Here is a 14,206-nt window from a genome sequence, read left to right on the forward strand (position 1 = left end):
CATAGTAATTTTATGAAATATATTTTGATTAAGTATATTTCTAAACTAATTATTATCCGTTATCTAGGCAGAAGGAATCGAAATAAACTTGATAGTAAAATTATTCAAAGTTTACTATCAAGTTTATTTATAACTTTAGTATGTATATTCATTACACCAATAATAGGTGTACCTATTGGTTTAATAGCATATTTTATTTTGGTGTTCGATGAAGATAATGAGTAATTATTGTTTTAAGTAGCAAAAAATAAATTGGTTAGAATGAATAAAAAATTGAAGATAATAACAAAAGTATTAGATGGTTTGGCGTTTATCTGTGTAGCTTTGCTATTTTTAAAATATGCTGTTATGTCAGCAAATATGATGTTTGATTGGAATTTAAGATGGTATTTTCTAGAAGATATTCCACATATGGCAATTATCTTATTTTTATTGATGTTCATTTTTTCAGTACCATCCGAAATGATTAAAGATAAACAAAAAGAAAAACATGACAAACAAATGTTATAAAGTTTAAATTGATAAACTAAACTTATATTATTAGGCCATAGTATAATACTTAAAGAAACTAGCAACTAAATAGCATAAATTGATTATTTAAAAGAAAAATGATGATTACACGAAAAAGGATCAATGGATAATTAGTTTTATTGTAGGAATATTAGCTATTTAATTATATTTTACGTAGGTCATTCAACAATTATTCTTTCTTTGTTTTGTGGCGCTATTGGCTTAATTAGTAATATTTATGTTTCAATTATTTCAAATAAGTATAAAAAGCAACGAAGAGAAAAAATAACTCGTTGCTTTTTATACTTATTTTAATTTCCTGGTTTTAGTAATTACATTCATTAAGTTAGTCTATCTTGTTCGCTACTTTTGTATACAGTTAATAGAATAGGTATGAAATACAAAATTAATTGTAATGTCCGATAGGTGTTCTACAAGGTCCTAAATGAAAACTTTTTTGATTGTGTGCTTTTTTAATATTGAATATTACATTACCCTTAAATGATTCAGTAATTTGCTTTTCTATAATCTCCAATTCATTCATTGCTATATCATTCTTATTTAGTATCCTTTTAAACCAATTAGTAATTTCTACTGGATAAATATTACCAACTATTGAAGATAATCTATTATATCCTATATCAACTTTTTCTTTAAAACCTAGCTCACCACCTGCATAATAGAAGAATGGTTTTTTTATGTTCTTTTTTAAAGTTGTCAATTTCGTATTATCACCGGCATCTTTAATGCCAATTACATTAATAATAGAACTTAGTTCTATGGTTGCCTCTGTTGATAGATCGAACCCTGTGCGACTAGGATTATTATATAGAATAGTTTCCTTATCGGCTATTGCTATGATTGCTTTTGCATAATTGATTGCTTCATTTTGCGAAGGCTTGATATACGGTGGGAAACCTAGCATAATTCCAGAAATATTAGTCTGATTTATAGCTTCTGCAATTTTTTCAGCCTCTTTTTGCCGAATTGAGGAAACTCCAAATATAATTTCCATATGATTGACAATATCATCTTCATTTAACGCATTAACTAATTCTATTTTTTCATCTAATGATAGACTGTGTTGTTCACCAGTTGTTCCACATACTAGTACGGATTCTATACCATTTTTATAAAGATACTTTATAAATTCAATCGTACGAGTTGTATTTAATTCCTCATTATCATAAAAAGCCGTAGGTATAGCAACGTGCATTGGTTCTGTTATCATAAAAAACTTCCTTTCAAAATAATCCAAAACATATTTTGTTGCAAATGCAACAATTTTGTTATTTTGAATATATCATAAATGAAAGATTAAAAATAGTAATAAAATTGTAGTTGAATTAAATTAATAAAATAAGGTCTATTAATAATTGAAAAATAACAAAAGAATAATTCTGAAATAAGCCTTATATTCGAAATTATCATGATGTTTTGAATATAATTTCAGACGAATTTATATTTTGTGTTGACAAATAACTAAGATGCTCGTATTATTTTAGTTAATTACTTTTTGCAACTAAGGTTGCTATTTGAAAGTATTAGTAACATATATGAAACGTAGCATACAGAAAGCTAATGGTTGATGGAAATTAGCACGACATATATAGTGAAATGGGCTTTTAGATGTATAATAAAATAAATTTTAAAGTGAACAAATGAAATTGTTAACTAAGGTGGCACCACGGTAACGCGTCCTTACAGAATGCGTTATAGTGGTGTCTTTTTATATTCAGAAAAATTGAAAACAAGATGTAGTAGGTTATGTAGAAGTAGTTACAGAAAGTTAGTGGTTGATGGAAACTAACACTCACATAAACTGAAGTTGGGTTTTGTTGGATTAAAAATTTAATTATTTAGAGAGAGTAGAGACTTTATTCTACTAATTTAGGTGGTACCGCGCGACAGCGTCCTTAACTTTGATTGAGTTAAGGATGCTGTTTTTTATTAGGAGGTAAAATAAATGAAATTATATTATGAAAAAATAAACGCTGAAGTAACACCGGAAGCTTTGGCGAGATTAAGAGATAAAAAAATTGTTCTAGAAAGTTCTGATCAATCACAATTAAAGGGCCGTTATTCTATCGTGATTTTTGATACGTATGGATCTGTAACTTTAGATGATGAAACATTAGAGATTTCAACAGAAAATAAACATGAAATAATTGATGAATCTCCATATCAAGCTTTGAAAGATTTGGTAGATCAATATAAAGCTGAAATTGACGATGAAACATTAGCGGATTTACCTTTTATTTCAGGATTTGTGGGTTCATGCAGTTTTGATTTAGTCAGACATGAATTTCCGATTTTAAAGAAAATCAAATTGGCAGATCATCCTCAACATGATGCTAAATTCCATATGGTTGAAGATGTTTATGTATTTGATCACTATAAAGAACAATTGTTTGTTATTGCCACAGATTTATTTTCTAATCAAACAGAAATAGAATTAAAGCAACGTGTTAAAGATAGAGTTGCCGAATTGAAACGTATCGAACTGTTTCCTGAGTATAAAACACATACGATAGCGAACAAAAAAATTCAAGCTAATATGACACAGAAAGAATTTGAGCAAACGGTAAGTGATATGAAGGCATTAATACAAAAAGGTGATATGTTCCAAGTTGTCCCTTCAATCATTTATAGCTATCAGCATCAATTTGGTGTGCATTTACAACAATTATCATATCAATTATATCAAAATTTAAAACGTCAAAATCCAAGCCCATATATGTATTATCTTAATATTGACGATCCAATAGTTGTAGGGAGTTCACCAGAGAGTTTCGTGAAGGTGAAGGGAGATACAGTAGTTACAAATCCGATTGCTGGAACGATTAAACGTGGAAGTACAGAAGCTGAAGATAGAGAAAATGAAACAACACTCAAAAATGATGAAAAAGAATTAAGTGAACATAGTATGCTTGTAGATTTAGGTCGAAATGACATTCATAGAATAAGTGCTACAGGTACTTCAAAAATAGAAAAATTGATGGCAATTGAGCGATATGAACATGTAATACACATCGTAAGTGAAGTGACAGGTAAATTAAATAACAACTATTCGCCTATGTCAGTCGTTGCAAGTCTATTACCAACTGGTACGGTTTCAGGTGCACCAAAATTGAGAGCAATTCAACGTATTTATGAAGCACAACCTAATAAACGTGGTATTTATAGCGGTGGTATAGGATATATCAATTGTAATCACGATTTAGATTTTGCATTAGCTATTCGAACGATGATGATCGATGAAACACATGTCAATGTTCAAGCTGGTTGCGGTGTTGTTTATGATTCCATTCCTGAAAAAGAATATGAAGAAACAAAATTAAAAGCTAAAAGTTTATTGGAGGTATCACCATGATTCTTATAGTCGATAATTACGATTCATTTACTTATAATTTGGTCGATATGGTTGCTAAGCAAGAACAGGTCATTGTTAAATATCCAGATGATAATGAAATCTTTGATTTAGACGTAGATGGTGTATTAATTTCACCTGGTCCAGGACATCCACTTGATACAGATGATCTAATGTCTATCATTGAACATTATAAAGAAAAGCCAATTTTAGGTGTTTGTTTAGGTTCACAAGCACTAACAACATATTATGGCGGAGATGTTATACAGGCTGATCGTATTAAACATGGAAAAACTGATCAGATGAGAATAAAAAGTGAAACACGCTTATATAAAAATATTCCAGAATATTCTGAAATAATGAGATATCATTCATTAATAAGTAATCCTGAAACATTTCCTGAAACTTTAAAAATAACTGCTGAAACTGAAGATTGCATTCAATCATTTGAACATTGTGATGTTTTGCATTTTGGGATTCAGTACCACCCAGAATCATTTGCAACTGAATATGGTGAAAACATTATCAAGAATTTCATCAATATAGTGAAGGAGGCAAAAGATAATGCAATTACAAACAAAGCTAAATCAATATAAATCACTAAATCAAGAAGATATGAACGAATTTATATCAAATCTCATTAATACAACATTAACGGAAACAGAAAAAGTGAAGTTGTTAGAAACCTTTTCAGAAAAAGAGATTACACAAGAAGAATTAACATACATTTCTAAAAGCTTAATTCATTCTATGTATGAGGAGCAACCGGTATATCCAAATAGTATGTGCGTGTGTGGTACAGGTGGAGATAAGTCAAATAGCTTCAATATATCTACAACTGTTTCATTTGTAGTTGCAAGTGCAGGTGTCCCAGTAATCAAACATGGGAATAAAAGCGTAACTTCTGCTTCCGGTAGTACAGATTTACTCAATGAGATGAATATAGCAACAAGAACAGTAGCTGACACACCAATAGAATTAAAGACAAAAGGGTTAGTCTTTTTAAGTGCAACGGAAACTTATCCAATAATGAAAAATATTCAGCCAATCAGAAAGCAACTGAATACACCTACAATTTTTAATATTACTGGGCCAATCATTAATCCATTTAACTTAGATTATCAAGTGATGGGAGTTTATGAAACATCAAAATTAGATAAAATCGCACATACATTAGCAGATTTAGGACGTAAAAAAGCGATTGTAGTTCATGGTGCTAATGGTATGGATGAAGCAACACTATCTGGTGATAATATTATATATGAAGTTACTGAATCAGGAAAAGTCATCAATTACACTTTAAATGCATCAGATGTAGGACTGAAGTTTGCTGATAATGACGAATTAGTTGGTGGCAACCCGAAAGATAACTTTGAAATTACTAAAAACATACTAAATGGTACTGATCAATCTGCCAAAAGAGATGTTGTTGTGTTGAATGCAGGAATTGCATTATATGTTGCTGAAAAAGCTGAAAATATTAAAGATGGTGTTGAAAAAGCACAATTTTTAATTAATGAGGGTAAAGCATTAGAACAGTACAATCAAATGGGAGGAAAAACGTATGACTATATTGGATGAAATCGTAGAATATAAAAAAGATTTAATAAAGGTAGGCTATTACGAAGAAAAATTAGAATCCCTACCAAAAATTGATGTATCTCATAAAACTACATTAGAAGCACAATTAGCACAATCTAATGATTTGGCAGTTATAGCTGAAATAAAATCAAAAAGTCCATCGCTTGATAAATTGCCCGAAAAAGATTTAGTACAGCAAGTTAAAGACTATGAATATTATGGCGCAAATGCAGTATCGGTATTAACCGATGAACGTTATTTTGCTGGCAGCTATGAAAGATTACAAGAGTTAACAGTTGAGACCAACTTACCAGTACTATGTAAAGATTTTGTTGTTGATCGAATTCAGATTGACTTAGCAAAACAGGCGGGTGCTTCAATCATTTTATTAATTGTTAATGTCCTTACAGATAAAGAATTACGTGATTTATATGATTATGCTACATCATTAGGTCTAGAAGCATTAATTGAAGTACATGATAGACATGAATTAGCACGTGCTTACAAGCTAGATCCTAAAATTATCGGTGTAAATAATAGAGATTTAAAACGCTTCGTAACAGATGTACTGCATACAAATGAAATATTAAAAGACAAAAAACCAGGATATTATTATATTTCAGAGAGTGGTATACATGACAAACAAGATGTTGAAAATGTTATAGATTCAGGGATTGACGGTTTACTTATTGGTGAATCACTGATGAAAAGTGATAATTTAAGTGAATTTCTACCAAGTTTAAAATTAGATAAGGTGTATGTGTAATGAAATTGAAGTTTTGTGGATTTAAGACATTAGAAGATATTGAAAAAGCAAAATTTTTAAATGTTGATGCACTTGGCTTTATACATTATCCAAGAAGTAAACGCTTTGTAGATGTAGCTACAATTCAACAATTTACAGAACTAATTCCAGACACAAAAGAAAAAGTGGTTATCGTAGTAAATCCTGAAATAGCTACCCTGTATGATTTGATAACGCGCACTGGCATTACAGCAATTCAATTACATGGTGATGAATCATTAGAAACTATAAATTATATCAAACAGTTAGCACCAAAGTTAAAAATAATTAAAGCTTTACCTGCCAATGATGTAGAAACACTGCAACAAGCTATACAATATTATAAGCAGGCAATTGACTTATTTATAATTGACACACCATCTACAGATTATGGTGGTACTGGAAAAGTATATGATTGGACAATATTGGAAACATTGAAAGATATTAATTATTTAATTGCTGGTGGCATGAATTTAGAGAACATAAAAAAATTAGAGCGACTACAATTGAGTCATATTGGTTATGATATCGCTAGTGGTATCGAGACGAATGGCAATAAAGATAGTAATAAGATGAATGAGATAATAGAATTTGTGAAAGGGGAATAATATAGTGGTAAAAAAAATACAGACAGAAGCAGATGAATTTGGATTTTTTGGAGCATATGGCGGTCAATATGTACCGGAAACATTGATGCCTGCAATTCAAGAATTAAAAGCAGCTTATAAAGAAGCGCAAAAGGATCCAGCTTTCCAAAAAGAATTAGATGGTTACTTAAAGGATTACGTGGGGCGTAGTACCCCATTAACATATGCTGCGTCGTATACAGAACAATTAGGCGGTGCAAAAATCTATCTGAAACGAGAGGATTTAAATCATACAGGTGCACATAAGATTAACAACGCTTTAGGTCAGGCATTATTAGCGAAACGTATGGGTAAAAATAAACTTGTAGCAGAAACAGGTGCTGGGCAACATGGGGTTGCAAGTGCAACTGTCGCAGCATTATTTGATATGGAACTCGTCGTTTTTATGGGTGAAGAAGATATTAAACGTCAGTCGCTCAATGTATTTCGAATGGAATTGTTAGGTGCTAAAGTAGAACCAGTTACTGAGGGGCAAGGAACGCTATCAGATGCAGTAAATAAAGCATTGCAGTACTGGGTTAGTCATGTCGAAGATACGCATTACTTATTAGGCTCAGCATTAGGTCCAGATCCATTCCCAACTATGGTCAGAGATTTTCAAAGCGTTATAGGTTCAGAAATTAAAACGCAAATTCTTGAAAAGGAAGGGCGTTTACCTGATGCAGTCGTAGCTTGTGTTGGTGGTGGCTCGAATGCAATAGGTACATTCTATCCGTTTATACACGATGATGTTAAACTATATGGTGTAGAAGCAGCAGGTGAAGGAATTGATAGTGAAAAACATGCACTTGCAATAAATAAAGGTAGACAAGGCGTGTTACATGGTACAAAAATGTATTTAATCCAAGATGATAATGGTCAAATACAATTAGCACATTCAATTTCAGCAGGATTAGATTATCCTGGTGTAGGACCTGAACATTCTTATTATCATGATATAGGTCGAGTGACATACGAAACTGCTAGCGATAAACAAGCTATGGATGCATTGGTAAGATTTACTAAAGCAGAAGGTATTATACCTGCCATTGAAAGTGCACATGCATTAAGTTATGTAGAAACATTAGCTCCAAAAATGAATGAAGATGATATTCTTGTTGTAACCGTATCTGGACGTGGTGATAAAGATATGGAAACAATAAGAAATTATATGCAAGAGGATGGTGACCATAATGCATAAACTTTTTATACCATATATCATGGGTAATAAAGGTTTTATAGAAAATGTAAAAACGCTAAGTAACTCAGGTGCAGATATCATTGAAATTGGTGTCCCGTTTTCAGACCCAGTTGCCGATGGCCCTGTTATTATGGAAGCTGGTAGTAAAGCAATAGCAGAAGGTGTTAATGTTCAATTCATTTTAGATGAATTAAAAGCCCATAAAAATCAAATAAAAAGTGATTTTGTATTAATGACTTATTATAATATTATTAATTTTTATGGTGAAGATGCATTTTTTGCGGCATGTGAAGATGCTGGTGTCTATGGACTGATTATTCCAGACCTTCCATTTGAGTTACTAGAGCAATTAAAGTCACGTCATCCTGAAAGAAAATTGAAAATCATCTCGTTAATAGCTATGACTACGTCTGAAGAACGCATTCAACAAATTGCACAAAAAGCAGAAGGATTTATTTATACGGTTACAATGAATGCAACAACTGGTGAAAATGGTAAATTTCACCCAGAATTAAAATCTAGAATTAAACAGATTAAATCTATAGCAAATGTACCTGTAGTTGCTGGATTTGGTATAAGAACACCAAATCACGTTAAAGATATCATAGAGGCCTCAGATGGCGTTGTTATTGGTAGTGAAATTGTTAGACGCTTTGCAGAGGATAATCGCACAACAACAAGTTCATACCTTGCTACTATAAGAACTGCATTAGATAGTTAAAAGCTTAAACAACAGAAAATGTTATATAAGATGAATACTATTGAATTAGTAAGGGTAAATAAGTAAAGGAAATAATTTGTTAAAGATAAAATTTCTTGAAATTTTACGTATATTTTATTGAAGAGGTGACTTATTTTGAGTAAAAAAGTCTTATTTATATTAACAAGTAGAGATCAATATGATGATGGTACACCAACTGGATTATGGTTGGAAGAAGCTAGTGAGCCATATAATATTCTAACTGAAGCAAATATTGATGTTGATATTGTATCTATCGAAGGTGGCGAAGTGCCATTAGATCCTAATTCAACACAAAATAATGAACTTGATCAATACGATAATTTTGTAAAAGAAATTAAGGATGTAGCTGGTATTGAAACAGTAAATGTTTCAGAATACGATGCAGTTTATCTTCCAGGTGGACATGGTACGGTGTTTGATTACGCACATAATCAAAAATTAGCATCAATTTTAGCTGATTTTAAATCAGATGGTAAATTTATTTCCTCTGTTTGTCATGGCCCAAGTGCATTTGTAGGCGCAAAAGATAATGAGGGCAATTTCTTAGTTAAAGATGTCACTTTAACAGCATTTACAGATGAAGAAGAACGTGCCATGGGCTTAGATGATAAAGTACCATTCTTGACACAAACAGAACTTGAAAATCAAGGTGCAAAATTTGTTGTTAAAGATAATTTCACTGAACATGTGGAAACAGATGGTCAATTTATCACTGGTCAAAATCCACAATCTAGTGTTGAAATAGGTAAAACTTTGCGTGATGCCTTAAAATAAATTAAAATATAATTAAAGGCTTGATTAAAAAAATTAAGCAATATTAAACTGGAGAACTATATGTTTTCCAGTTTTTATACTTTCTAGTGATTAGGAATGAATTATTATTGAATACAAACTCAAAATAAAGTGTGAATTTATAATTGTTTTCAAGAAAACGTTATAATATGCGTTAAATCAGCATCATAGAATATAGGTATTGATTTAGTTTTAGAAATGAATATTGTATAATAATAAGGATTGAAGAATATATTATTAGAAATAGAATTATAGACATTTAGGAGTATATAAAATGAAATTTACTAATTTGACTGCAAAAGAATTCGGGACATTCACAGATAGTATGCCATATAGCCATTTCACTCAAATGGTTGGTAACTATGAATTGAAAATTGCAGAAGGTACAGAAACACATCTAGTAGGTATAAAAAATAATGAAAATGAAGTTATTGCAGCTTGTTTATTAACTGCTGTGCCTGTAATGAAATATTTCAAATATTTTTATACCAACAGAGGACCAGTTATTGATTTTGAAAATAAAGAACTTGTACATTATTTCTTTAATGAATTATCTAAATATGTAAAGAAACATCGAGCACTTTACCTTAGAGTAGACCCTTATTTACCTTATCAGTATCGAAATCATGATGGGGAAGTATTGGAAAATGCTGGACATGATTGGATATTTGATAAAATGAAACACTTAGGATTTAAACATCAAGGTTTCCTAACTGGCTTTGATCCTATTGTACAAATTAGATTTCACTCAGTTTTAAATTTAAAAGATAAGACTGATAAAGATGTTTTAAATGATATGGACGGTTTACGTAAGCGTAATACTAAAAAAGTTCAAAAAAATGGTGTGAAGGTAAGATTTCTTGAAGAAGATGAATTACCGATTTTCAGATCATTTATGGAAGATACTTCAGAAACAAAAGCATTTGAAGATCGAGATGATAGCTTTTATTATAACCGTTTGAAATATTATAAAAACAGAGTGCTAGTTCCATTAGCATACATGGACTTTGATGAATATATAGCAGAATTGACATCAGAAAGAGAAATACTAAGCAAGGATGTTAATAAAGCACTTAAAGACATTGAAAAACGTCCAGAAAATAAAAAAGCTTACAATAAACGAGATAATTTAGAAAAGCAACTTATTGCTAATCAGCAAAAAATTGATGAAGCGAAAGAATTACAAGAAAAGCATGGAAATGAATTGCCAATTTCAGCAGCATTTTTCATCGTAAATCCATATGAAGTTGTCTATTATGCAGGTGGAACATCCAATGAATTTAGACATTTTGCTGGAAGCTATGCAGTTCAGTGGACTATGATAAATTATGCTTTAGATAATAATATAGACCGATATAATTTCTATGGTATTAGTGGGCATTTCACAGAAGATGCTGAGGATGCAGGTGTTGTTAAATTCAAAAAAGGCTTTAACGCAGATGTAATTGAATATGTAGGTGATTTTATTAAACCAATTAATAAACCAGCATACAAAATTTATACAATATTAAAGAAACTAAAAGATAAAAAGAAGTAAACATAAATTATAGAAGGGAACTAAGCTAGAATGAAATTTACAGAGTTAACGGTCAAAGAATATGACAATTTTGTACAGAATCCAGCATTAGAAAGTCATTACTTTCAAGTGAAAGAAAATATTGCGACGAGAGAAGAAGATGGATTTCAAGTTGTTTTATTAGGCTTAAAAGATGACGATAATCAAGTTATTGCTGCTAGTCTTTTCTCTAAAATTCCCACGATGGGTAGCTATGTTTATTATTCAAATCGCGGTCCAGTTATGGATTATAATGATTTAGGTTTAGTAGATTTCTATTTACGTGAATTAGATACATATTTACAACAAAACAATTGTTTATATGTGAAAATGGATCCGTATTGGATTTACAATATTTATGATAAAGATATTAATCCATTGCCAGATTATAGCGAAAATGATGCACTTGTAAATCTATTTAAATCACATGGTTATACACATCACGGTTTCACTACTAAATATGACACTTCTAGTCAGGTTCGATGGATGGGTGTTTTAAACCTTGAAAATGAAACGCCTGCAAGTTTGAAAAAACAATTTGATAGCCAAAGAAAACGTAATATCAATAAAGCTATTAACTTCGGTGTTAAGGTGAGAATGCTACCTCGTGAAGAATTTGGTGTTTTCTTAGATTTGTATAGAGAGACTGAAGAACGTACAGGTTTTGTTTCAAAGACAGATGAATATTTCTATAATTTTATTGATAATTACGGAGATAAAGCATTAGTACCTTTAGCATATATTGACTTAGATGAATATATTAATAGCACGCAAGAAGGTATCAATGATAAAGAATCACGAAGAGATCAAATGATGCAAAAAGAAAATAAAAATGATAAACAGTTAAAGAAAATTGCAGAGCTTGATAAGCAAATAGAACATGATAAAAAAGAACTGTTACAAGCTAGTGAATTGAGACAAACAGATGGTTCTATTTTAAACTTGGCTGCGGGTGTGTACTTTGCCAATGCTTATGAAGTAAACTATTTTTCTGGTGGATCATCGACTAAATACAATCAATATATGGGACCTTATATGATGCATTGGTTTATGATGAATTATTGCTTCGAACATGGTTACGCACGTTATAATTTTTATGGATTATCAGGAGATTTTACTGAGAATAGTGAAGATTATGGTGTTTATAGATTTAAACGAGGGTTTAATGTTCAAATTGAAGAATTGATCGGAGATTTCTATAAACCAATTAAAAAGACAAAATATTGGTTGTTTAATACCTTGAACAACATAAGAAAAAAAGTGAGAAAATAATTAAACACATAAAAAAGCAACCTGATTATGTAAGACAAAATTCAGGTTGCTTTTTTCATATAGAAATGAAAAATTTAGTTATATTAGGATGGCAATCTAATATAACAAGTATACTAAATTGTGTGGAATAATCTTAGTTGTAGTTACTTGATGTTTTCCACATTTTTAGTATATCAACAGCAATATTATATTGCAATATCATTACATTATAATATTTTTATAGTAAAATAAATTTTTATAATACGGTAGAGAAATTTAATTTGTGAAATAAAAATCTATCGTTTTAAAATTGATTGGGCATTACCATCATTGTATTAACAAAATTTCTCTCATATTATTTATTAATACAATGCAAATAATAAGCCAGGTTAAGACACATTCATTGTCTTAACCTGGCTTAATGGCGCTTTATAGTACGCTATTATTAGTATATTTTAATTTAAAGCATTAATAATATTGGCGATACCAATAATTACAAAAACAAAGCTAATAGCAATAGAAATAAGAATAGCAGCAATTAAAGGATTAAATAATAACAATATACCAAAAATAATTTCTAATACATTAATTAGGATAGAAATCGTGTGAAGTAAATGACTAGATCGCTCTAGTTGTGTAATAGTAAAAATGGCAAGAATGGCGTGTATAATAAACCAAATTGCAAATAAATAAACGATAAATGTAGTACTTGTTACGATATTAAGCATAATTATAAACCCTATAATGATATTTAAGATGCCAATTAGTATTATAAATATGCTACTATTACTATTTTTCCTTCTTGAATTAAAGCTAATCAACAGCTCTATAAAGCCATTTATAATGAATAATAAACCGATTAACCAAGTAATTACAAAGAGATTTTCTTGAGGAAAACTCAAAATAAATACTGCAATAATTAGGAAAATTACTCCAATAATTAAACTTGGCCACTTAATTCGATTGTCCCGCGACATAAAATCACTCCTAAAGTTCTAAATATCTACAAACACAAAGTATAAACATTAAAAGAAGAAATGCAACTTGTAAGAATTAAGAAACTATAAATATATTATGTAAACTAATTAAGTGAAAATGTAAATCAAAAGCATGATGATTAAGGATTGCAAACCTAGTAAGAAAAAGTTCAAGTGTCTATAGATTAATATTATATCATGACTATAACAGATAAATATGTGACTTGAATGACGCTGAGATTGTGATTTTTGAGCATCGAGATATTATTTTGTGTACAGATATCCATATATGGTTAAATGATGTTATGTGGATTGGCCAATCGTTGGCCAATGATCGTACCATAATGAATTAAAGTACTATTAGTAATAGAAAGTTAATAGTTAAAGTGCAAATATCACAATAGTTATTGACTATAGATCTGTATATAAAATTAGTTTAATTAGAATATTAACGAATGTAATGCTAATTATTATCTAAATACATGTTATATTAGCTGGATTTAGATAACCATATAGAAAACAATAATTTAACACACTAAATAACGATATCAAGTAAGTTGAAATTTTCATCACATTTTAGTTTACATAATATATATTATAGGAAGTTATTGATATTCATATAAAAGGGATAAGATTCTTGAACCCTATTACATTATTATTAATGTAATAAACTTTAGAATACTTATTTAGGTTTTATCATAATATATCGTCTCGGTTCCTAATTTTGTATTTAGCTATATTAGTTACTACAGCATGTGAATTTAATTATTCATTTGTAATCCATTTTCTGTAGCGCTTTAATTATATAACTTATAGC

At 30.1% G+C, this 14,206-nt stretch carries 13 protein-coding genes and 1 pseudogene; 12 read left to right on the plus strand and 2 right to left on the minus strand.

Features of this window, described 5'->3' with window-relative positions:
• Positions 1-225, plus strand: a pseudogene (locus tag MHZ36_RS14030) (hypothetical protein); the annotation flags it as partial.
• Positions 226-273: 48 nt separating this feature from the next.
• Positions 274-510 (plus strand): epilancin biosynthesis-related protein ElxI1, encoded by a 237-nt coding sequence (gene elxI1 / locus MHZ36_RS14035; protein ID WP_239232288.1) that lies wholly within the window; start codon positions 274-276, stop codon positions 508-510.
• A 406-nt stretch (positions 511-916) separates the two neighbouring features.
• On the opposite strand, the gene MHZ36_RS14040 is transcribed toward elxI1, so the two are convergent.
• A complete protein-coding gene (locus MHZ36_RS14040; protein WP_239232289.1) occupies positions 917-1,741 on the minus strand; it encodes a dihydrodipicolinate synthase family protein in 825 nt (274 codons plus the stop codon).
• Positions 1,742-2,476: 735 nt separating this feature from the next.
• On the opposite strand from MHZ36_RS14040, the gene MHZ36_RS14045 reads away from it, so the two are divergent.
• The 10 genes from MHZ36_RS14045 to MHZ36_RS14090 all read left to right on the plus strand — a co-directional run bounded on the left by MHZ36_RS14045 (position 2,477) and on the right by MHZ36_RS14090 (position 12,433).
• A complete protein-coding gene (locus tag MHZ36_RS14045) occupies positions 2,477-3,883 on the plus strand; it encodes an anthranilate synthase component I (protein ID WP_239232290.1) in 1,407 nt (468 codons plus the stop codon).
• Positions 3,880-4,476: an anthranilate synthase component II gene (locus tag MHZ36_RS14050; protein WP_239232291.1), complete on the plus strand. Its 597-nt coding sequence runs from the start codon at positions 3,880-3,882 to the stop codon at positions 4,474-4,476. The genes MHZ36_RS14045 and MHZ36_RS14050 overlap by 4 nt, the downstream gene beginning before the upstream one ends.
• Positions 4,445-5,461, plus strand: a complete 1,017-nt coding sequence (trpD, locus tag MHZ36_RS14055; RefSeq protein WP_239232292.1) for an anthranilate phosphoribosyltransferase — start codon at positions 4,445-4,447, stop codon at positions 5,459-5,461. Before MHZ36_RS14050 ends, trpD begins: the two co-directional genes overlap by 32 nt.
• A complete protein-coding gene (trpC, locus tag MHZ36_RS14060) occupies positions 5,445-6,227 on the plus strand; it encodes an indole-3-glycerol phosphate synthase TrpC (RefSeq protein WP_239232293.1) in 783 nt (260 codons plus the stop codon). The genes trpD and trpC overlap by 17 nt, the downstream gene beginning before the upstream one ends.
• Positions 6,227-6,853 carry a phosphoribosylanthranilate isomerase gene (locus tag MHZ36_RS14065; protein ID WP_239232294.1) on the plus strand — a complete coding sequence of 209 codons (627 nt, stop codon included), beginning with the start codon at positions 6,227-6,229 and terminating at the stop codon, positions 6,851-6,853. The genes trpC and MHZ36_RS14065 overlap by 1 nt, the downstream gene beginning before the upstream one ends.
• 4 nt (positions 6,854-6,857) lie before the next feature.
• Complete coding sequence (gene trpB, locus MHZ36_RS14070) at positions 6,858-8,072, plus strand: tryptophan synthase subunit beta (protein WP_239232295.1); 1,215 nt, start codon at positions 6,858-6,860, stop codon at positions 8,070-8,072.
• Positions 8,065-8,793, plus strand: coding sequence for a tryptophan synthase subunit alpha (gene trpA, locus MHZ36_RS14075; protein WP_239232296.1), 729 nt, complete (start codon positions 8,065-8,067; stop codon positions 8,791-8,793). Before trpB ends, trpA begins: the two co-directional genes overlap by 8 nt.
• Positions 8,794-8,928: 135 nt before the next feature.
• Positions 8,929-9,588, plus strand: a complete 660-nt coding sequence (locus MHZ36_RS14080) for a type 1 glutamine amidotransferase domain-containing protein (RefSeq protein ID WP_239232297.1) — start codon at positions 8,929-8,931, stop codon at positions 9,586-9,588.
• A gap of 292 nt (positions 9,589-9,880) precedes the next feature.
• Positions 9,881-11,143 carry an aminoacyltransferase gene (locus MHZ36_RS14085; protein WP_239232298.1) on the plus strand — a complete coding sequence of 421 codons (1,263 nt, stop codon included), beginning with the start codon at positions 9,881-9,883 and terminating at the stop codon, positions 11,141-11,143.
• 30 nt (positions 11,144-11,173) lie between these two features.
• Complete coding sequence (locus MHZ36_RS14090; RefSeq protein WP_239232299.1) at positions 11,174-12,433, plus strand: aminoacyltransferase; 1,260 nt, start codon at positions 11,174-11,176, stop codon at positions 12,431-12,433.
• 434 nt (positions 12,434-12,867) lie between these two features.
• Here the strand turns inward: MHZ36_RS14090 and MHZ36_RS14095 are convergent, their stop codons facing one another.
• Positions 12,868-13,389, minus strand: a complete 522-nt coding sequence (locus tag MHZ36_RS14095) for a DUF308 domain-containing protein (RefSeq protein WP_239232300.1) — start codon at positions 13,387-13,389, stop codon at positions 12,868-12,870.
• Between the last annotated feature and the right edge of the window lie 817 nt (positions 13,390-14,206).

The organism is Staphylococcus sp. ACRSN (genome assembly GCF_022346615.1).
Classification (GTDB): domain Bacteria; phylum Bacillota; class Bacilli; order Staphylococcales; family Staphylococcaceae; genus Staphylococcus.